The following is a 19749-nucleotide window of genomic DNA, read 5'->3' as shown; positions in this document are numbered from 1 at the left end:
GGGCCGTTTGCGGCCCCGGCACAACCAAATCGCACAATTGACCTTCCGCTGGGCGCCGGTTTGCTCGTACCCTTGTCACAGTTTCAACTAGATAGACACGGTCAATGCGAAAACTGCTTGCTGGCGCCCTGGCGCTGGTCTTCCTCGCCGCCCTCCTTGGTTATGGCTTCTGGACCCAACAGCGTCCGGAAGGCCACTACCTGTCCGACCTGCGCATCGAGCTGGCACTGAACCACGGCGTGCCAGGCGAACACGGCAACCTGCTGGGCGTCGAGCCGCTGCTGTACCCGGGTGACTACCAGAACCTGCAGCGCCTGCACCGCAAGCTCGCGGCTTACCTTGAGCAGGCTCGCGCACAAGGACTGATAAGCCCGCGCACGGTAGTGGTGCTGCCGGAGCACATCGGCACCTGGCTGTGGGCGCGCGGTGAGAAAAACGAACTGTATCAGGTGACCCAGAGCCGCGAGGCCCTGCAATGGCTGGAGCTGAGCAACCCGCTGCGCTACGGCCTGGCCATGCTCGGCGCCGACGGCGATGACTGGCGCGCCGATGCGCACTTGCGCATGAAGGCCGAGCAAATGGCCGCAGACTATCAGCAGTTGTTCGGCGGCCTGGCCAAGGAATTCGGCGTTACCCTGGTGGCCGGCTCCATCGTGCTGCCTGCACCCTACGTGAAACAGGGCGTGCTGCACGCCGGTAGTGGCCCGCTGTTCAATAGCAGCATGGTGTTTGCTGGCGATGGCTCGCTACTGGGCGAGCCACAACACCAGCAGTTCCCTGACAGCGAAATGCGCCGCTACGTCCACAATGGGCGCAAGCACCCGTTGCAGGTCGTGCAAACGCCTGCCGGGCGGCTGGGTGTGCTGATAGGCAGTGACAGCTGGTACCCGGAAAACCATCGGCAACTGGCACAACAAGCGGTACAACTGGTCGCCAACCCGGTGTTTCTCAGCGGCAAGAGCAGCTGGGAAGCGCCATGGCGTGGCAACCGCCACCAGCACGCCACCGCCGGGCTGCCCCTGCAGCGCGGCGAAGTCAGCGAACAGACCGCCTGGCAACGCCTGACCGGGGCGGCCGGGGCCAGTGTCAGCAGCATGAGCGTGTTCATGCGTGGGCAGTTCTGGGAGCAAGGCAGTGATGGCCAAGGCTTCGCCCACCAGGCGGGTGAGTTGCTGGTGGGCACCCCAAGCCCGGGTGCCCGCCTGCTGAACCTGTGGCTGTAACACCATGGCCCGCCCCCGCGTGCGCCTGGGCGACCTGTCGGTTGGCTTTGTTCAACCGCTGAGCGAGGCCCTGCGCGAACTTGGCCACGCCCCCGAACCGCTGCTGCTGCGCTATGGCCTGGATGGGCCGCGCCTGGCTGAAGCCGGCGCGCGCTTGTCGATCCCCCGCTACATGCACCTTGGCCACGCCGCCATCGAACTGTGCGGCGAGCCCGCCCTGGGCCTGCACATGGGGCGCCTGAGCCGCCTGGCTCATGCCGGCCTGGCCGGGGTCACCGCCGCCCAGGCCCCTACCCTTGGCGAGGCAGCGCGCACCCTGCTGCACTTCGAACCGCTGTACGCGGCCAACTACCGTGGCCACTCCAGCTTTCACGAAGACGCCCAGGGCGCCTGGCTGCGCTTCTACTCCATCAGCCCCTATAACGCCTACAACCGCTTTGTGGTCGACTCGCTGCTCGCGGGTTGGCTAGCCCAGCTAGCCGACCTTGCAGGCACCTCGGTGCAGGCCGAACGCCTGGACATCGAATTTGCCGCACCCGCGTATGCCGCACGCTACCAACCGCTTTGCAGCACACCCGTGCAGTTCGCCGCCGACGGCAACCGCCTGCGCCTGAGCCGCGCCACGCTGCAACTGGCCAACCCCAGGCATTGCCCGAGCACCTGGCAGCACCTGCTGCAGCTGTGTGAAGCAGAAATGCTGCAGCGCACGCGGGTGCGCAGCCTGGGTGAGCGCATCACCCACCTGCTGGGCCCGCTGCTCAATGGCGGCCGTGAGCCCGACCTGGAAGAAGTGGCCCTGCACCTGCAGCTGCCAACCTGGACACTGCGCCGCAAGCTGGCCGAGGAAGGCACACGCTTTCGCGACTTGCTCAATGAAACACGGCGCGACCTGGCCGAGACCTATATCCGCGATACAGCGCTGGCCTTTGGCGAGATTGCCTATCTGTTGGGGTTTGCATCGGCCGAGGCCTTCCAGCGCGCGTTCAAGCGCTGGACGGGCCTTACACCGGGAGAGTTCCGCCGCAGCCAGCGGCGGGTGGGCTAAAGCTCGGTGGCGTCGTCAGCCGGTTCCGGGGTGTCCAGTTCGTAAGCCTGGGTTTCGAGTAGTTCTTCCTGGTATTCATCCATAGCCCTGCGTCCTCTTTACTCATTTGTCTTCGTCGGTGTCGCCTTCAACCTAAGCAGGTGGGATGAAGGAATGATGACAAGCTTATGAGTGGTAAACGTAGCAGGTGTTCAGGAAGTTATCGCAGGGCTTCTGTAACAGGGGATGTGTCTAACCTGTACCGGCCCTATCGCCGGCAAGCCAGCTCCCACAGGTTGATCACAGTTTTCGAAATCTGTGCTGTACCTGTGGGAGCTGGCTTGCCGGCGATAGGCCGGTACAGGCGCCCATTAAAGAGAGGGTGACGCCGCTTCGGCAGGCTGCGCATCCTGCTGCACCTGAATCGGCGCAGCCTCTACCGGCGGTGCCACCGGCTGCGAGCCCTGGCTGTCATTCACCACTGGCGCTGCCACCGCCTCATTGGCCGGGGCAACGGCCGCTGGCGCGGGCGCAACCTCAGTCGCCGGTGCGGGTGTCGGGGCCACAGGGTTAGCGGCGGCCTGTTCCGGCAGCCCCAGATCAACTGCGGGCTTTTCGACCTTGGGCGCCTCAGCCTTTGCCTTGGCAACTTTTTTCGGCTTGGGCAGGTAACTCTCCACCAGGGCGAAGTAGCGGTCATAGAACTGCGCGGCCGTTACCGTCTCGCTGGCCACTTTGACCATTGAATCGTCACTGGAGCCAATCGGCATCGACACCGAACCCAGCACGCCCACCCCCAGGCTGGCAGAGGTGTTGGATTTTTTCAGCGCATAACGGTCCTGCAGCGCGTTGGCGAACATGGTCGAGCGCTGCTCGTCGCTCACATCCGGTGCACAGGTAACGTTGAAGCTGATTTGCAGGTGGTTCTCGCTGTTCTGCTGGAAGCTTTTGTTACCCACCACCTGGTTGGCGCCACTGCTGGTGATGATGTACCCCTGGCTGAGCAAGGCACGCCGCGCGGCCTCGCAAGAGCCGGCATCGCTCACAGGGAAGCTGCGCGAGAAGGTGCCCGAGTCGTCGAAGTTCTCGTGCTCGTAGATGGCGGCCTTTTTCGAGGAACAACCGGTCACGCCCGCCAGCACCAGGGCCAGCCCGAGCGCACCAAAGACGGAAGATCTGGTCATTGCGAATTCCGGGTATGTCGAGAAGGTGCCTATTGTGCAACACAGCAGGCAGGCACAGGAACCACTGGTCGGTGAAGAACCTGTCAGGTTGGTGTAAATGTGGGTAAAGGCCGGGAATGCTTGCCCGCAGAAACGAAAAAAGCGACCCGAAGGTCGCTTTTTTGTGCTTCAAGGCGTTCAAGGGGCCTTGAGGCGAAGATGGCGCAGCGGACGGGACTCGAACCCGCGACCCCCGGCGTGACAGGCCGGTATTCTAACCGACTGAACTACCGCTGCGTATCATTCAGGCTTGCGCCCGATTGAAACCTGAGTCTACCCTTCCGGCGCATTGGCCTCAGGGCAGGCACAAAAAAAGCGATAACATGATCGCTTCTCTTGTGTTGCTTCAAGGTGTTCTAGGGACCTTGAAGCGAAGATGGCGCAGCGGACGGGACTCGAACCCGCGACCCCCGGCGTGACAGGCCGGTATTCTAACCGACTGAACTACCGCTGCGTATCGTTCAGGCTTGCGCCTGATTGAAACTGGGATCAGCCCAAGGTTTTTGCCTTGTGGCTTCAGACCGGTGCCAGGCACCCATCTGTTACTGAAAAATGGCGCAGCGGACGGGACTCGAACCCGCGACCCCCGGCGTGACAGGCCGGTATTCTAACCGACTGAACTACCGCTGCGCAGTGCGTTCCTCTCTGGCTTTCGGTTTCTTACGAAACCTGAAGCGTCAGGAACATCTCAGGAAGTGGTGGGTGATGACGGGATCGAACCGCCGACCCTCTGCTTGTAAGGCAGATGCTCTCCCGGCTGAGCTAATCACCCTCGCGATGTTGCTTGTTGCGTTTGCTTCGCTGAGGCCGCGAAATTTACGCAGGTGGCGAAGCTAAGTCAATAGCCCCATTGAATTTTTTTCAAAAAAGGTAAAAACAGAAAAGGGACCTTTCGGTCCCCGTTCCTATAACGCCGGTCTCAGGTGTAGATCATCTTGCGGGTCATGCCGCCATCGACCACAAACTCCTGGCCAGTCACGAACGCCGCCTGGCGCGACAGCAGCCAGGCAACCATGGCTGCCACATCTTCCACCGTCCCTACCCTGCCCGTCGGGTGCTGGACATGGTCGGCTTCGGTCAGCGGTTCGGCACGGCGCTGCGACGGGTCACGGGCATCGATCCAGCCCGGGCTCACCGCATTGACGCGAATCTCCGGGCCCAGGCTCATCGCCAGGGCATGGGTCAAGGCCACCAGGCCACCCTTGCTCGCGGCGTAGGCCTCGGTATCGGGCTCGGACTGCCGCGCCCGGGTAGAGGTGAGGTTGACGATTGCCCCATTGTGCGCACGCAAGTACGGCGCGCAATGCTTGGCCAGCAGCATCGGCCCGTTGAGGTTGACCGCCAGTACCCGATTCCACTGCGCCAGGCTCAGGCTTTCCAGCGTCTGGTTGTGCGGATTGGCAATCGCCGCATTGCACACCAACGCGTCCAGCCGACCAAACTGCCCTAACACCTCGGACACTCCGGCACTGACCTGAGCCTCGTCGGCAACGTCCATGGTGATGAACCAGGCGTTGTCACCCAGGGCCTTGGCCACCTTTGCACCGCGCTGGCGGTCAAGGTCGCTGAGTACCACCTGCCAACCTTCGCAGATCAGCCAGGCGGCAATGCCCAGGCCGATGCCGCGCGCGGCACCGGTCACAAGGGCTACCCGGCCGTTGTGGCCTGGCACACTGCCGCCGATTTCGATCACAGTGCCGCCAGTCCGCGTGCCAGGTCTGCCTGCAGGTCGGCCACGTCTTCTAGGCCCACGGCAACGCGGATCAGGCTGTCGCGGATGCCTGCAGCTTCGCGCTCCTGCGGCGACAGGCGGCCGTGGGAGGTGGTGGCCGGATGGGCGATGGTGGTCTTGCTGTCCCCCAGGTTGGTGGTGATGGAAATCACCCGGGTCGCATCGATGAAGCGCCAGGCGCCCTCTTTGCCGCCCTTGACCTCGAAGCTGACCACCGCACCAAAGCCGCTCATCTGACGCTTGGCCAGTGCGTGCTGCGGGTGGCTAGGCAGGCCGGCGTAATGCACCTTCTCCACGCCATCCTGCTGCTCCAGCCATTCGGCCAGGGCCTGGGCGCTTTCACAGTGCGCACGCATACGCAGGCGCAGCGTTTCCAGGCCCTTGGTGAAGATCCAGGCGTTGAACGGGCTGAGGGTCGGGCCTGCGGTCCGCAGGAAGCCCACCACTTCCTTCATCTGCTCGGCACGGCCGGCAACCACGCCGCCCATGCAACGGCCCTGGCCGTCGATGAACTTGGTGGCCGAGTGGAACACGATGTCGGCACCCAGCTTCAGCGGCTGCTGCAGCGCGGGGGTGCTGAAGCAGTTGTCCACCACCAGCATGGCACCGTGGGCATGGGCGATTTCACTGAGCGCAGTGATGTCGACCAGCTCGGCCAGCGGGTTGGACGGCGACTCGACGATCAGCAGCTTGGTGTTGGCCTTGATGGCCTTTTCCCAGCCAGCTAGGTCGACCAGTGGCACGTAGTCCACCTGCACGCCAAAGCGCTTGAAGTACTTCTCGAACAGGCTGATGGTCGAGCCGAATACGCTCTGCGATACCAGCACATGGTCACCGGCGCTGCACAGCGACATCACCACGGCCAGGATCGCCGCCATGCCGGTGGACGTGCCCACGGCCTGCTCGGCACCTTCCATCGCCGCCAGGCGCTCCTCGAAGGCACGTACCGACGGGTTGGTGTAGCGCGAGTAAACGTTACCCGGCGTTTCACCGGCAAAGCGCGCAGCAGCATCGGCCGCCGTGCGGAACACGTAGCTGGAGGTCAGGAACAGCGCTTCGCTGTGCTCGCCCTCGGGTGTACGGTGTTGACCGGCGCGCACCGCCAGGGTGTCGAAACCGACACCCTCGAGGTCGCTGTCCAGTCGCCCGGCATCCCATTGATCCGTCATGCCGTCGCTCCCTGAATCAGTTGTTGTAGAGGTCGATGATCGCGCTGACGGCCTGGTTCTTGACCTTGGCCAGGTCATTACGGGCCTGCTCGATGCGGTCGAGGTAGGCCGCGTCGATATCGCCGGTGACGTATTCACCGTTGAATACCGCGCAATCGAAGTGATCGATCTTGATCTTGCCGCCACCGACCGAATCGATCAGGTCAGGCAGGTCCTGGTAGACCAGCCAGTCGGCGCCAATCAACTCGGCCACTTGTTCGGTGGTACGGTTGTGGGCGATCAGCTCGTGAACACTCGGCATGTCGATGCCGTAGACGTTGGGGTAGCGCACTGCAGGGGCTGCAGAGCAGAAGTAGACATTCTTGGCACCGGCTTCGCGGGCCATCTGGATGATCTGCTTGCAGGTGGTGCCGCGCACGATCGAGTCGTCCACCAGCATCACGTTCTTGCCGCGGAATTCCAGCTCGATGGCGTTGAGCTTCTGGCGCACCGACTTCTTGCGCGCAGCCTGGCCAGGCATGATGAAGGTACGGCCGATGTAACGGTTCTTGACGAAACCTTCGCGGAACTTGACGCCCAGGCGGTTGGCCAGCTCCAGCGCGGCGGTGCGGCTGGTGTCCGGAATCGGGATGACCACGTCAATATCGTGCTCAGGGCGCTCACGCATGATCTTGTCGGCCAGCTTTTCACCCATGCGCAGACGGGCCTTGTACACCGAGATGCCGTCGATGATCGAATCCGGGCGGGCCAGGTAGACATGTTCGAAGATGCACGGCTGCAGGGTCGGCGCTTCGGCGCACTGCTTGGTGAACAGCTGGCCGCCTTCGGTGATGTACACCGCTTCGCCCGGTGCCAGGTCGCGGATCAGGGTAAAGCCGAGCACGTCCAGGGCCACGCTTTCCGAGGCGATCATGTATTCCACGCCTTCGTCGGTGTGACGCTGGCCGAATACCACCGGGCGGATGCCATGGGGGTCGCGGAAGCCGACGATACCGTAGCCGGTGATCATCGCCACCACGGCATAACCGCCGACACAGCGGCTGTGCACGTGGGAAACCGCAGCGAACACGTCTTCTTCGGTCGGTTGCAGCTTGCCGCGCACCGCCAGCTCATGGGCGAAGACGTTCAGCAGCACTTCCGAGTCGGAGTTGGTGTTGACGTGGCGCAGGTCAGACTCGTAGATCTCCTTGGCCAGCTGCTCGACGTTGGTCAGGTTGCCGTTGTGTGCCAGGGTGATGCCGTACGGCGAGTTGACGTAGAACGGCTGGGCCTCGGCCGAGGTCGAGCTGCCCGCTGTCGGGTAGCGCACGTGGCCAATGCCGATGCTGCCCACCAGGCGCTGCATGTGGCGCTGCTGGAACACATCGCGCACCAGGCCATTATCCTTGCGCAGGAACAACCGGCCGTCATGGCTGGTCACGATACCGGCAGCGTCCTGGCCGCGGTGCTGGAGGACCGTAAGCGCGTCATACAGCGCCTGATTGACGTTCGACTTACCGACGATACCGACGATGCCACACATGCGACGCAACCCCTACTTTGACGAAACTTGAGTGAATAGCGCTCAGGGCTTGGATGGCCCGAGCAACTGTTCCTTGAACGGAAGATCAGCCGGAGCGCTGATCAACCCACTGGGCGACCACTGGCCGGTGAAACCCAGAATCAGGTTTTTCGACCAGTCGGCGACCAAGAGAAATTGTGGTATCAGGCGTGATTCCTGCCACCAGGTGTCTTGTTGAACCGGCCCCAGGCTGATCAGGCCTATGGCCACCACTACCAGCAAGGCCCCGCGCGCGGCACCAAAGGCCATGCCCAGGAAACGATCGGTGCCGGACAGCCCGGTCACACGGATCAGCTCGCCGACCAGGAAGTTGACCATGGCCCCCACCAGCAAGGTGGCGACGAAAAGAATGGCGCAGCCCGCGATGACGCGCATGGAGGGCGTCTGGATATAGCTTTCAAGATACACCGAGAGCGAACCGCCGAACATCCAGGCAACCGCACCGGCAATGATCCAGATGAGCAAGGACAAGGCTTCCTTGACGAAGCCGCGCTTGAGACTGATCAGTGTGGAGACGGCGATGATCGCGATGATCGCCCAATCAACCAAGGTAAATGCCACGGTGCTGCCTGCAGACGTTTGAGGCGGCGCATTTTACCAGAGCAGCGGGGGGTTGGGTAAGCGGAATGTCAGGTGGATTGGTGTTGGATTCATCGCCGGCAAGCCAGCTCCCACAGGGATCGCACACGCTTTGAAGCTTTGCACATGACAGTTGCCTTCACAGGACTGCACATGAATCAAAGTTGATGCGATAAAGGTGGGAGCTGGCTTGCCGGCGATGGGCGGCAAAGCCGCCCCGGCTTTATCAGCTGCGCTCAGGCTGGAAGCGCACCACAAAACCCTTGAGGCTGTTCTGGCGGTTGATGGCATCACGCGTGCGCTCGGCTTCGGCCCGCTCGATCAACGGCCCCACGTATACCCGGTTCATCCCACCTGCCGAGCGGATATAGGCGTTGTAGCCCTGGCTACGCAGGGTTTGCTGCAACTTTTCAGCGCCAGCGCGGTTGGACAGGCTGGCCAACTGGATCGACCAGCTGACCGGCAGGCCATTGACGTCGATCTTCGAGGGCGCAGCCGGTTTTGCCACAGCTGCGGTTGGCGCAGGCGTAGCCACAGGTTTCGGCTCGACCTTGGGCGCTGGCGCCTGCGGCTTGGCCGGCTGAACCTGCGCCTGGGTCTGCGGCGATGGCGTGATCGGCTGGCTGGGTGTGCTGGCCGGCGCCGTGGACTCGTCAACCACCACCGGTGGTTGCTGAGGCTCTTCCGGGATGGCCTGCGGCTCCGGCACGGCAACCGGCTCCACCTTCACCTCGGGCAGGCTGGGCATCGCCGGCGCCTGCGGGGCTTCGACATGCACCTGGCGCATCTCGTCCTCGCGGGTGAACAGCATCGGCAGGAAAATCACCGCCAACGCCACCAGCACCAGCGCACCCACCATGCGCTGTTTAATCCCTTTATCCAGCACTGCCATCTACTTCACCCTCCTGGGTGTGCCGCTGCAGCCATTCCAGCGCCTGGGCGACACAGAAAAACGAACCGAACAGCAGGATCTGGTCATCCGCCGTCGCCTGCGCGCATTGCCCCTCAAGGGCCGCGTCGACGCTGGCATAAGACTTCACCGCAGCGCCGAGGTTCGTCAAGGCCGTGGCCAGTTCTGCAGCCGGGCGGCTACGTGGGGTATCCAACGGCGCCACAGCCCAGTCATCGACCAAGCCCTTCAGCGGCGCAACAACGCCGTCCAGGTCCTTGTCGGCGAGCAAGCCGAACACTGCCAGACGGCGCCCCCTGAGCGGGCGAGCCGCCAGCCGACGGGCCAGATACTCCGCTGCATGGGGGTTATGACCCACATCCAGCAGCAATTCTACCGACTTGCCCTGCCACTGCAGCACACGGCGGTCGAGACGGCCGGTGATGCGGGTAGCCAGCAACGCCTGGCGCACCTGCCCTGCATCCCAGGGCAGGCCCATCAGCAGGTAGGCCTGCAGGGCCAGCGTGGCGTTCTCCATGGGCAGATCGAGCAATGGCAATTCACGCAACTCTACCTGCGCGCCATCTGCTGCGGTACCCCGCCAGTTCCACGCGCTATCGGTAGTGGTCAGGTCGAAATCACGACCGCGCAGGAACAGAGGCGCAGCCAATTCGGCGGCCTTGTCCAGCAATGGCTGTGGCGGATCCAGGTCGCCGCACAGAGCCGGCTTGCCCGGACGGAAGATGCCGGCCTTTTCGAAAGCCACCAACTCACGGGTATCACCCAGGTAGTCGACATGGTCGACACCGATGCTGGTCACCAGGGCCAGGTCGGCATCCACCACGTTCACGGTGTCCAGGCGGCCACCAAGACCTACTTCCAGTACCACAGCATCCAGTTGCGACTGGTAGAACAACCAGAACGCAGCCAGCGTGCCCATCTCGAAGTAGGTCAGGGAAATGTCGCCCCGCGCCGCCTCGACGGCGGCGAAGGCGTCGCACAGGCGCTCATCGCTGGCCTCTTGGCCATCGATCAGCACCCGCTCGTTGTAACGCAACAGGTGCGGCGAGCTGTACACGCCGACCTTGAGCCCCTGGGCACGCAGCAGCGAGGCCACGAAGGCGCAGGTGGAGCCCTTGCCGTTGGTGCCGGTTACCGTCACCACGCGTGGCGCCAGCTTGCCCAGCGCCAGCCGGGCAAGCACCTTCTGCGACCGCTCCAGGCCCATGTCGATGGCCGAGGGGTGCAACTGCTCGAGGTAGGCGAGCCACTCGCCCAGGGATCGTTGTTTCATCACGCGACGGCTGCCGCCTCACGCGCTTGCTCCGGGGTGTCCTGGCCGGTCATCTGCGCCAGCAGGCGGGCCAGACGCGGGCGCAGTTCGCCACGGGAGATGATCAGGTCGATGGCACCGTGCTCCAGCAGGAACTCGCTGCGCTGGAAGCCTTCTGGCAGCTTTTCGCGTACGGTCTGCTCGATCACGCGTGGGCCGGCGAAGCCGATCAGGGCTTTTGGCTCACCGACAATGACGTCGCCGAGCATCGCCAGGCTGGCGGAAACGCCGCCGTACACCGGGTCGGTCAGTACCGAGATGAACGGGATGCCTTCTTCGCGCAGGCGCGCCAGCACGGCCGAGGTCTTGGCCATCTGCATCAGCGAGATCAGCGCTTCCTGCATGCGTGCACCGCCCGAAGCGGAGAAGCAGACCATCGGGCAGCGGTGCTCCAGGGCGTAGTTGGCCGCACGCACGAAGCGTTCGCCGACGATGGCACCCATGGAACCGCCCATGAACGAGAACTCGAAGGCGCTGACCACGATCGGCATGCCCATCAGGGTGCCGCTCATGGAGATCAGGGCGTCTTTTTCGCCGGTTTGCTTCTGGGCGCCGACCAGGCGGTCCTTGTACTTCTTGCCGTCACGGAACTTCAGGCGGTCGACCGGCTCCAGCTCGGCGCCCAGTTCGGCACGGCCTTCGGCGTCGAGGAAGATGTCGATGCGCGCACGTGCGCCGATGCGCATGTGATGGTTGCACTTGGGGCAGACATCCAGGGTCTTTTCCAGCTCCGGACGATACAGCACGGCCTCGCAAGCCGGGCACTTGTGCCACAGGCCTTCAGGCACCGAGCTCTTCTTCACCTCGGAACGCATGATCGAAGGGATCAGTTTGTCGACTAACCAGTTGCTCATGCTTTCTTTCTCCAGTATTGGCAGGCGGGGGCCGGTGTCGCCGGCCCTGCCCTTGAGCTCAAAATCTTTTATCAAACGATGGTGGACCGGCCGCCGGGGCTTCCAGCGCACCGCTCCACCGCTAATGTGTTGTTCTGCCGCCTGTGCAGGCAGCTGCCCAGCAGGGCTGCGAAAGCTATGGACGATGGCGCGCAGCCAGCCGTCACATCTGCCATCACGCCTGTTTAACGGCCCGCATGAACGCCTCGATCTTCGCGGCATCCTTGATGCCCTTGGCCTGCTCGACGCCACCGCTGACATCCACCGCGTAAGGCCGCACCTGGGCAATGGCCTGGCCGACGTTATCGGCCGACAGCCCGCCCGCCAGGATGATCGGTTTGCTCAGGCGCTCCGGCACCAGAGACCAGTCGAACGCCTCTCCGGTTCCCCCCGGCACACCCGCCACGTAGGTATCCAGCAAAATACCGCGCGCGCCCGCGTACTGCTGGCAGGCCGCCTCCAGGTCGTCACCCGGACGAACACGCAGGGCCTTGATCCAGGGGCGGTGATAGCCTTCGCAGTCCTGTGGTGTTTCGTCGCCGTGGAACTGTAGCAGGTCCAGCGGAACCACTTCGAGGATCTCGTTCAGCTCGCAACGCGAGGCGTTGACGAACAGCCCGACCGTGGTCACGAACGGTGGCAGTTCGGCAATGATCTCACGCGCCTGGCGCACGTCCACGGCGCGAGGGCTCTTGGCATAGAAGACGAAACCGATGGCATCGGCACCCGCTTCGGCAGCGGCCAGTGCGTCTTCGATACGGGTGATCCCACAGATTTTGCTGCGAACATTGCTCATGGACAGCGAACCTTGGTTATTCCGGTGAAAGGCCGGATGTTAGCAAATGACTTTTCGCCCGTCAGTCTGCCAACGCCTCATAGCCGGTCAAAAAGTGTGGGCCGATGTAACGCTGGGGCAGTGCATATTCCTCGGGGTACTCGACCTGCACCAGGTACAGCCCGTATGGATGGGCCGTGACCCCGGCTTCACGGCGGTCGCGCCCTTCCAGCACTTCACGCGCCCAGGTAACAGGGCGCTCGCCGGCACCGATGGCCATCAGCACACCGGCAATATTGCGCACCATGTGGTGCAGGAAAGCAGTGGCGCGCACGTCCAGCACGATCATCTGGCCATGGCGGGTAACGCGCAGGTGGTAGATGTGCTTGACCGGCGACTTGGCCTGGCACTGGCTGGCGCGGAAGGCACTGAAGTCGTGAGTGCCGAGCAGGAACTGCGCAGCCTCGGCCATACGCTCGACATCCAGCGGGCGGTGGTTCCAGGTGACTTCCTCGGCCAGGTGCGCCGGGCGGATCGGGTCGTTGTAGATGACGTAGCGATAACGCCGGGCACAAGCCTTGAAGCGTGCATGGAAATCGGCCGGCATCGGCCGCGACCAGGCCACACTGATGTCGTGCGGCAGGTTGAAGTTGGTGCCCATGGTCCAGGCGCGCTCATCGCGCACAGCGCGGGTGTCGAAGTGCACGATCTGCCCGCAGCCGTGGACACCGGCGTCGGTACGCCCGGCGCAGATCACCGAAATCGGCTCGTTCGCAACTTTGGACAATGCTTGCTCAAGGGCCTGCTGGACACTTGGCACGCCGCTGGCCTGGCGCTGCCAGCCGCGGTAGCGCGCGCCCTTGTATTCCACGCCCAGGGCGATGCGGGAGTAGCCTTCGGCCGCGGATTCGGTGGTGGCGGTGTCGATGATGTCCAAGCGTTTGAAACCTGTGGGGTGTACGGAATGGCGGGGATTATAACGACAACGGCAGCCGTGTAGGGCTGCCGTTGATGTGCGCTTCATTTGAGGGCTATGTCAAACCAGGCGAGAGAGCATGTCCTCGGCTTCCTGGCGCTGACCGTCGTCGCCGTCCTTGACCACTTCATCAAGGATGTCGCGCGCACCCTGGCTGTCGCCCATGTCGATGTAGGCGCGGGCCAGGTCGAGCTTGGTGGCCACTTCGTCACTGCCGGAGAAAAAGTCGAAGTCCAGGTCGTCCAGTGGCGGCTCGGGATCCGGCTGCGCAACCGCGTCTTCTGCAGTGAAATGCGGCTCCAGAGAGGGCGATTCCAGGCTCTGCGACAGCTTGTCCAACTCGGCGTTCACGTCGTCGAGCTCCGAGGCAAAGCTCTTGGCTGCCGGCGAATCGTCTTCCAGCGAAAGGGACAAGTCGAAGTCCGACGGCATGTCGAAGTCGGAGGCCGGGTCGAATGCCGGCTCGCTGTCGAAGGCAGCCAGTTCGGCGGCAACATCCACCGGAGCCTCTTCAACGGCATCTGGAGCGGCCGGGGCGACCGGCTCACTGACATCAAGGTCGAAGTCAGACAGGTCCACGGCTGGCTGCGGCTCAGCCTGGTCCAGCATGGCCTCGAAATCAGCGTCAGCGTCGGCTTGCAGTTCGGCATCCACGGCAAACGGCGGTTCTTCTGGCTGAGCCTCTTCAAACGCAGGCTCATCCAGCACAGGCTCGGCAATGACCAACTCGTCAGGTACAGGCTCCTGCTGCACAGACTCGTCCAGCAGCGGCGCGGCCAGCGGGTCTTCTTCGGGCAGGTCTTCACCCAGGCTCAAGTCGAAGGCACTGTCCAGATCCTGCTCATCGAGGCCATGCGCTTCCAGGCCCGATACATCAAGGGTCGGCACATCATCGAAGGCATCCAGCTCGGTTTCTGGCTCGAACACGGCTTCAGGCTCCGCTTGCGCGACGACCTCTGGCTCAGCCTCCACTTGCGGCTCGAATTCAGGCACTTCTTCAGGCACCACGTCGGCAACCACTGGCGCCTCGGCCTCATCGTGCAGCAACTCCTGCACGTACTGCTCATCCATCTCGGCAGCCAGTGCCGCCGCGCCCAGCCCGGCAGCGGCCAGGCCGAGCATGGCAGGGTAACGTTCTTTCAACCCGGCGACTTCGGCAATGTTCTGCTCGCTGGCCGGCAGCTTGCGCTCCTGCTCGGCGAACGCGCTCTGGTCACCCTGGCGGGCGTACACGTCCATCAGCTTCAGGCGCAGGTCGTCACGCTCCGGCGCACCAGCCACGGCGGGCTCCAGCAGGTCAGTGGCGCGGTTCAGGCGGCCTTCGGCCAGGCATTGGTCAACTTCCGCCAGCAGCGCGGCATGCGGGTCGGCTTGCGGTTCAGCTTCCGGCGCCGACTCGGCAGAAGGCTCAGCCACTTTTTCCGCAGCAACGGCAGCGGCGGCTGAAGCGGCGACCACGGCTGGCGACAGGGTAACGCTCGGCTCCGAAACTTCGACGCCATCGAGGCTCTCGGTATCGGTGTCGAAGCCTGTGCCCTGCTCTTCCTCCAGCGCCCGCGCCATGCGCAGGTGCTTTTCAGCTTCTTGCTGGGCTTTACGCTTGCGCGCCAGCAGCCATAGCAGCAGTGCCAGCACCAGCAGGCTGGAGCCGGCAATTATGCCGATCAGCCATGGGTTGCCCAGGATCTGGTCGAGCGCGCCATTCGGCTGGCCGACAGGCGCAGGCTTGGCTGCCGGCACCGGCTTGGGCGCGGTATCGACGGCAGCCGGTGCGGGTTTGGCCGCCGGCTGGGCAGTTGCCGCCGGCTGAGCCGGTTTGGCGGCAGCGGCAGCCGTAGCCGGCGCTGCCACACCCTGGGCCTGAAGGCGGGCCAACTGGTCATTCTTCAGCTCGATCAGACGCTGCAGCTTGTCCAACTGGCTCTGCAGGTCGGACATGCGGCTTTTCAGTTCTTCGTTGTCGCGCCGGCTGGTATCCAGGCTTTCCTGGGCCACCGCCAGCTTGTCATTCAACGCCTTGGTCTGGCCGGCCTGGTTGCCCGGGCTGACCAGGCGCAAGTTGTCGCCCTGGGCGATGCGCGCCGGCGCAGCCTCGGCGGCACCACGGCGGGTAGCGTCAAGCTGGCGGGCACGCGGGCCCAGGCGCCGGCCTTCACGCCAGGCGGCATACTGCTCGGCCACTTCGCTGTTGGCCTCGCCCTGCGGAATGTTCTGGATCTGCTGCTGGTCGGGCAGGCGCAGTACCTGGCCCACCTTCAGCTGGTTGATGTTGTTGCCGATGAAGGCATCCGGGTTCAGCGCCTGGATTGCGATCATGGTCTGCTGGATCGAGCCACCCTGCGTGTTGCGCGCGGCAATCTGCCACAAGGTGTCACGGCGCTGGGTGGTGTAGCTGCTGGCACCGGTTGTGGCCGGTGTCACATTGCCTGCAGCCGGCTTGTCGCCCTGGGCCTTGGCCTGGTCAAGCAGCACGCTGTAGTCGCGCAGCAGGCGGCCTTGCGGCCACATCACCTGAACCAGGAACTTGACCACCGGCCCCGGCAGCGGCTGGCTGGAGGTAACCCGCAGCACGCTTTTACCGTTGGGGTTGATCACCGGTGTGAAGGTCAGGTCTTCGAGGTAGGTCGGAAACGCCACCCCGGCCTTGCTGAACTCTTCCGGTGGCGCCAGGCTAGGCGCCACTTCGGCGGCTTTGAGGTCGCGCACATCGAGCAATTCGATCTCGGCGTCCAGCGGCTGATTCTGTGCCGACTTCAGGGTCAGCTCCCCCAGGCCCAGCGCATTCGCCATGCCAGACGACAGCGCCGATGCTGCAGCCATGGCCAGAACCAGTTTGCGAATTCGAAGCATGACCTCTTCCCTTGTATGAATCGTCCCGAAACCTGCATGCGGAGCAGGACAAAAGTGCTCGCCAGTATCTTTTACGGCATGTGTTTAATCAACAATTGCGCCACTTGCACGGCATTGAGCGCGGCGCCTTTGCGCACGTTGTCGGTGGTCAGCCAGAGATTGAGCTGCTGGTCTTCATCAACACCGTGACGTACACGACCAACATAGACCACGTCTTGGCCCACTGCGTCACCAACCGGCGTCGGATAATCGTCACGTTCTACCAGCTCGACGCTTTCGGCTGCCTCCAGGGCTTGGTTGACCGCTTCAAGGTCGACCGGGCGACGGCTCTGCACGGCCACACTGAAGCTATCGCCGAAAAACACCGGGACTTGAACGCAGCTCACGGAAATCTTCAGCTCAGGCATGCCCAGCAGCACGCGCAACTCGTTGACCAGCCGGCGCTCCAGCGCCGTGTGGCCCTGTTCGTCGGTCGCGCCAACCTGGGCCAGCAGGTTGAAAGCCACCTGGCGGTCGAAGAAGCGCGGCTCCAGCGGCCGGGCATTGAGCAGCTCTGCCGTTTGACGGGCCAGCTCGCTGACCGCCTCACGGCCTTGTGCAGACACCGCCAGCGATGCCATTACCTGAACCCGCTCGATGTCCAGCAGGCCTTTGAGCGGTGCCAGCGCGACAGCCACGGCAACGGCGGCAGAGCACGGACTGACAATGCGTGCCGGCAGCGCCAGGCCAGCCAGGCGTTCGGCGTTGGCTTCAGGTACCAGGGCCAGGGCATCGTCCAGGCCACCGGACAGGTCAATGACGGTGCAGCCTGCTTGCAGTGCCTTGCCGGCAAAGCTACGGCTGACTGCGGCACCTGTGGCGAAGAAGGCCAGCTTGACCTGGGCGAAGTCGAAGCTGTCCACCTCGCGCACCTTGAGCTTCTTGCCGGCGAACATCACGCTGCTGCCCGCCGACTCCATGCTGGCCAGCAGGTGCAAGGTGCCGACCGGGAACGCCAGTTCTTCGAGCACCTGTACCAGGGTTTCACCGACGCTGCCGGTGGCGCCGACGACGGCGATATCGAATGTAGGGTTCATGCTGCAGGCTGCCTCTGGCGAAACGGGAGCGGCACTTTACTCGCATTGCCCGGGCGAGGCCAACGCCGCCGATGTGCCGCCCTTCAGAACTGCTTCTCCAGCTTGAGGCTGACGCTGTTGCGTTCCCAGCTGTACAGCCAGTCGACGTTGCTGTTCACCTTGTTGTATTTGAAGGTAAGGCTGGGCACCAGGTCGTGGAAGGCCAGGCCGGGTGCGCGCACGATAAAGGTATAGCCCTGCTCTTCCTCATGGCGCCGGTCATCGAGCAAGGCGCTGTAGGCGTTGTACTGGCGGGTGCGCCAGGACGCGAACAGCACGGTGCTCAGCCCAATGTCGAAGTCCTTGGCGACGCCCAGGCGCAGGCCCCGCTGGAAGTAGGCTTCGGTGGTGTCTCGGGTGTTGCGGTCGGTGAGGTCGAAACCGCCGAACAGCACCCACTGCTGTGGCAGGGCTTGCCACAGGGTGGCGTACACGGAGGCGGCGCTGCCGTCATAGGTGTCGGCGGCCTGGCGGCGGTAGGCCATGTCCTTGTATTCGCCTTCCAGCTTGAGCATGCGCGTGGCCGAGAGGGTGTGCATCCATTCACCGCGCAGGCCCCAGGCCGAGTACATCGGGTCGCTGCCAATGCGGTTGTATTCGAACTGCGGGCCCAGGCTGTACTGGTTGCGCCCGTCCTGGTAGCTGTAACCGGCGTTGCCGATGAAGGTGTCTTCGTTGTACTTCGATTCTTTGTCGTAAGCCTGCCCATAGGCCAGCGCCCGTCCGAACACACCATGATGGCCGGACAGCGCAACGCGCTTGTTCAATGTGGCTTCGTAGTCGATGCCCTGTGCCGATACGGCCTTGGGCATCTTGCGCTCGACCAGGTACACCCCGTCGCTGGTTTCCAGGCGGTAATGGGTGGTGCTTTCCGAGGACTGGTTGAGGTTGTCGTTCCAGGTCGGGCCGACGGCCAGCGAGCCTTGCCAGCTTTCGCGGTGGTCCAGCGCCTCGACGAAGCTGTCGACGGTGTTGGCCAGGCCCTGGTTGCGCGCATCGGCCGGGCCCAGGCTTTGGCTGATCTGGCGGAAGGCTTCGGTAGATTCGCGGTCCTTGCGGTTTTCGAACAATACCCGGGCCAGTTCCAGTTGGCCGGGCAGGAAGTCGCCCTGTAGCGTCAGCAACTGTCGGTAATGAGCCTCAGCCTGATCCAGATCGCCGCGAGAGCGGGCCAGTGCGCCATCGGCGTAGGCCAACAGCATCGGATCGTGACCTGGCAGTGCAACGTAGCGGGCGCGGAACGCGGTTACATCGGCCCATTGCTGACGCTGTACCGAGACATACAGGGCGCGGCCCAGGTCGTTGAGGTTGTTCTCCACCCGGTACGCCTGGCCATCGATGACCAGCGTGGTACCGGCCATTTCGTCCTTGAGCAGTTCGCGTTCCTGGCGGTTGGCGCGGTATTCGATGCTCTGGTTCAGGCGCAGGTTGGTGTCCTGGTCGGCCTGGGTAATGGAGGGGAAGGTAAACGGGAGGTAAAGCAGCAACAGGTAATGCAGGCGTGAAGGCTGGGGCATTGCTCGGCTCTCGGGGTGCCTTGAAATAGCTGCAAGCAGGGCTGCGTGGCAACCCTGCTTGCACTTAACTGACCAGCATCAAGCAGGCCGGCTTACTGCTTCACACCGCCGAAAGCGGTGTCGTAGTTGCGATTGGCGAACTTGGCGATGCCGGCCACAGAGGCGGTAGCGCCGGCGCCGAAGAAGCTACCTTGGGTGGTACCAGTCGAAAGCTGTGCGTTGGTGGTCGGGTTGAACGCTGCCGCCGCGCCCGAGAAGGCCGCTGTCGATTTGTCGATATTCGCCGCCAGTTGGACTTTCAGCGCGCCGTTGGCCAGGTTGCCGGTAAGAGTTGGAGTGGCCGCACCGAAGGTAGCGGTCAGGTTACCCGACAACAGGTTGGCACCGGAGTAATTGCTGATGCCTTGGACAGCATAGGAAACATTCGTGGTCGGCAGTACGCGGCCAGTAGTGTCGCCGGAATAGTAGACAGCTCGGGTTGGATCATTGTTGGTACCGTTCTGCGACCATTCGCCGAAATACACTTGCTGGGTCGATACCTGTTTGAAATCAAAGTTGCCCAAGGCGGCGTGGGAGGCAGGCATCATTGCGGGCGTGATGGTGGTCACACCATTGCCATCGGCCGGAACCATGCTTTTGAGGTTGCTGAAGCCCACCTTGGTGCCGCCATAGAATGCAACCACACCAACGGATGGAGTACCCGCTTCACCGGTATGGTTGGGGGTGCTCCCAAGCGAACCACCCACCTTGATGGCATTATCATAGCTTAGCCCGGAATCACTGGCAGCTTGAGCAACACCGGCAAGACCCAGAAGAGCTACTGCGACTACCGAAACATTCAACACTTTCATTTCATGATCCTTTGATAAATTGAGAATATATCCAGCACA

At 63.3% G+C, this 19749-nt stretch carries 16 protein-coding genes and 4 tRNA genes; 2 read left to right on the top strand and 18 right to left on the bottom strand.

Annotated elements, in window-relative coordinates:
- The first annotated feature begins 104 nt into the window (after positions 1 to 104).
- Positions 105 to 1223, top strand: coding sequence for a carbon-nitrogen hydrolase family protein (locus tag N436_RS01665; protein ID WP_110740256.1), 1119 nt, complete (start codon positions 105 to 107; stop codon positions 1221 to 1223).
- A gap of 4 nt (positions 1224 to 1227) precedes the next feature.
- Complete coding sequence (locus N436_RS01660) at positions 1228 to 2268, top strand: AraC family transcriptional regulator (protein WP_105945321.1); 1041 nt, start codon at positions 1228 to 1230, stop codon at positions 2266 to 2268.
- Positions 2269 to 2618: 350 nt separating this feature from the next.
- Here the strand turns inward: N436_RS01660 and N436_RS01655 are convergent, their stop codons facing one another.
- The 18 genes from N436_RS01655 to N436_RS01570 form a co-directional block, all read right to left on the bottom strand.
- Positions 2619 to 3431, bottom strand: a complete 813-nt coding sequence (locus tag N436_RS01655; protein WP_105945322.1) for a DUF2242 domain-containing protein — start codon at positions 3429 to 3431, stop codon at positions 2619 to 2621.
- Between the two features lie 199 nt (positions 3432 to 3630).
- A tRNA-Asp gene (locus N436_RS01650) sits at positions 3631 to 3707 on the bottom strand.
- Between the two features lie 140 nt (positions 3708 to 3847).
- Positions 3848 to 3924, bottom strand: a tRNA-Asp gene (locus N436_RS01645).
- A 99-nt stretch (positions 3925 to 4023) separates the two neighbouring features.
- Positions 4024 to 4100, bottom strand: a tRNA-Asp gene (locus N436_RS01640).
- A gap of 66 nt (positions 4101 to 4166) precedes the next feature.
- Positions 4167 to 4242 (bottom strand) — tRNA-Val (locus tag N436_RS01635).
- Positions 4243 to 4389: 147 nt separating this feature from the next.
- Positions 4390 to 5163: an SDR family oxidoreductase gene (locus tag N436_RS01630; protein ID WP_110740255.1), complete on the bottom strand. Its 774-nt coding sequence runs from the start codon at positions 5161 to 5163 to the stop codon at positions 4390 to 4392.
- On the bottom strand, positions 5160 to 6371 hold the full coding sequence (locus N436_RS01625) for an O-succinylhomoserine sulfhydrylase (protein WP_060498788.1): 1212 nt from the start codon (positions 6369 to 6371) through the stop codon (positions 5160 to 5162). Before N436_RS01625 ends, N436_RS01630 begins: the two co-directional genes overlap by 4 nt.
- A 16-nt stretch (positions 6372 to 6387) precedes the next feature.
- Complete coding sequence (gene purF / locus N436_RS01620) at positions 6388 to 7893, bottom strand: amidophosphoribosyltransferase (RefSeq protein WP_016715903.1); 1506 nt, start codon at positions 7891 to 7893, stop codon at positions 6388 to 6390.
- 42 nt (positions 7894 to 7935) lie between these two features.
- Positions 7936 to 8493 carry a CvpA family protein gene (locus N436_RS01615; RefSeq protein WP_012271205.1) on the bottom strand — a complete coding sequence of 186 codons (558 nt, stop codon included), beginning with the start codon at positions 8491 to 8493 and terminating at the stop codon, positions 7936 to 7938.
- Positions 8494 to 8737: 244 nt separating this feature from the next.
- Positions 8738 to 9403, bottom strand: a complete 666-nt coding sequence (locus tag N436_RS01610) for an SPOR domain-containing protein (RefSeq protein WP_110740254.1) — start codon at positions 9401 to 9403, stop codon at positions 8738 to 8740.
- Positions 9387 to 10694 (bottom strand): bifunctional tetrahydrofolate synthase/dihydrofolate synthase, encoded by a 1308-nt coding sequence (gene folC, locus N436_RS01605; protein ID WP_110740253.1) that lies wholly within the window; start codon positions 10692 to 10694, stop codon positions 9387 to 9389. Before folC ends, N436_RS01610 begins: the two co-directional genes overlap by 17 nt.
- Positions 10694 to 11587 carry an acetyl-CoA carboxylase, carboxyltransferase subunit beta gene (accD, locus tag N436_RS01600; RefSeq protein WP_110740252.1) on the bottom strand — a complete coding sequence of 298 codons (894 nt, stop codon included), beginning with the start codon at positions 11585 to 11587 and terminating at the stop codon, positions 10694 to 10696. The genes folC and accD overlap by 1 nt, the downstream gene beginning before the upstream one ends.
- Positions 11588 to 11801: 214 nt before the next feature.
- Positions 11802 to 12422, bottom strand: a complete 621-nt coding sequence (locus N436_RS01595; protein ID WP_110740251.1) for a phosphoribosylanthranilate isomerase — start codon at positions 12420 to 12422, stop codon at positions 11802 to 11804.
- A 61-nt stretch (positions 12423 to 12483) separates the two neighbouring features.
- Positions 12484 to 13338, bottom strand: a complete 855-nt coding sequence (gene truA / locus N436_RS01590) for a tRNA pseudouridine(38-40) synthase TruA (protein ID WP_105945327.1) — start codon at positions 13336 to 13338, stop codon at positions 12484 to 12486.
- 99 nt (positions 13339 to 13437) lie between these two features.
- Positions 13438 to 16227: a FimV/HubP family polar landmark protein gene (locus tag N436_RS01585; protein ID WP_110740250.1), complete on the bottom strand. Its 2790-nt coding sequence runs from the start codon at positions 16225 to 16227 to the stop codon at positions 13438 to 13440.
- Between the two features lie 71 nt (positions 16228 to 16298).
- Positions 16299 to 17303, bottom strand: a complete 1005-nt coding sequence (locus N436_RS01580) for an aspartate-semialdehyde dehydrogenase (RefSeq protein ID WP_105945329.1) — start codon at positions 17301 to 17303, stop codon at positions 16299 to 16301.
- Positions 17304 to 17386: 83 nt separating this feature from the next.
- A complete protein-coding gene (locus N436_RS01575) occupies positions 17387 to 18859 on the bottom strand; it encodes a surface lipoprotein assembly modifier (RefSeq protein WP_105945330.1) in 1473 nt (490 codons plus the stop codon).
- A 92-nt stretch (positions 18860 to 18951) separates the two neighbouring features.
- Complete coding sequence (locus N436_RS01570) at positions 18952 to 19710, bottom strand: Slam-dependent surface lipoprotein (RefSeq protein ID WP_110740249.1); 759 nt, start codon at positions 19708 to 19710, stop codon at positions 18952 to 18954.
- Between the last annotated feature and the right edge of the window lie 39 nt (positions 19711 to 19749).

The organism is Pseudomonas sp. RV120224-01b (genome assembly GCF_003208145.1).
GTDB classification, from domain to species: Bacteria; Pseudomonadota; Gammaproteobacteria; order Pseudomonadales; family Pseudomonadaceae; genus Aquipseudomonas; species Aquipseudomonas monteilii.
This window is presented reverse-complemented; position numbering and strand designations above follow the sequence as displayed.

Excerpts from the sequence above, each read along its gene's own strand:
- N436_RS01665 (WP_110740256.1), top strand. The coding sequence starts at position 105 with ATGCGAAAACTGCTTGCTGGCGCCCTGGCGCTGGTCTTCCTCGCCGCC.
- N436_RS01660 (WP_105945321.1), top strand. The coding sequence starts at position 1,228 with ATGGCCCGCCCCCGCGTGCGCCTGGGCGACCTGTCGGTTGGCTTTGTT.
- N436_RS01655 (WP_105945322.1), bottom strand. The coding sequence starts at position 3,431 with ATGACCAGATCTTCCGTCTTTGGTGCGCTCGGGCTGGCCCTGGTGCTG.
- N436_RS01625 (WP_060498788.1), bottom strand. The coding sequence starts at position 6,371 with ATGACGGATCAATGGGATGCCGGGCGACTGGACAGCGACCTCGAGGGT.
- purF (WP_016715903.1), bottom strand. The coding sequence starts at position 7,893 with ATGTGTGGCATCGTCGGTATCGTCGGTAAGTCGAACGTCAATCAGGCG.
- N436_RS01610 (WP_110740254.1), bottom strand. The coding sequence starts at position 9,403 with ATGGCAGTGCTGGATAAAGGGATTAAACAGCGCATGGTGGGTGCGCTG.
- folC (WP_110740253.1), bottom strand. The coding sequence starts at position 10,694 with ATGAAACAACGATCCCTGGGCGAGTGGCTCGCCTACCTCGAGCAGTTG.
- accD (WP_110740252.1), bottom strand. The coding sequence starts at position 11,587 with ATGAGCAACTGGTTAGTCGACAAACTGATCCCTTCGATCATGCGTTCC.
- N436_RS01595 (WP_110740251.1), bottom strand. The coding sequence starts at position 12,422 with ATGAGCAATGTTCGCAGCAAAATCTGTGGGATCACCCGTATCGAAGAC.
- N436_RS01585 (WP_110740250.1), bottom strand. The coding sequence starts at position 16,227 with ATGCTTCGAATTCGCAAACTGGTTCTGGCCATGGCTGCAGCATCGGCG.
- N436_RS01580 (WP_105945329.1), bottom strand. The coding sequence starts at position 17,303 with ATGAACCCTACATTCGATATCGCCGTCGTCGGCGCCACCGGCAGCGTC.
- N436_RS01575 (WP_105945330.1), bottom strand. The coding sequence starts at position 18,859 with ATGCCCCAGCCTTCACGCCTGCATTACCTGTTGCTGCTTTACCTCCCG.
- N436_RS01570 (WP_110740249.1), bottom strand. The coding sequence starts at position 19,710 with ATGAAAGTGTTGAATGTTTCGGTAGTCGCAGTAGCTCTTCTGGGTCTT.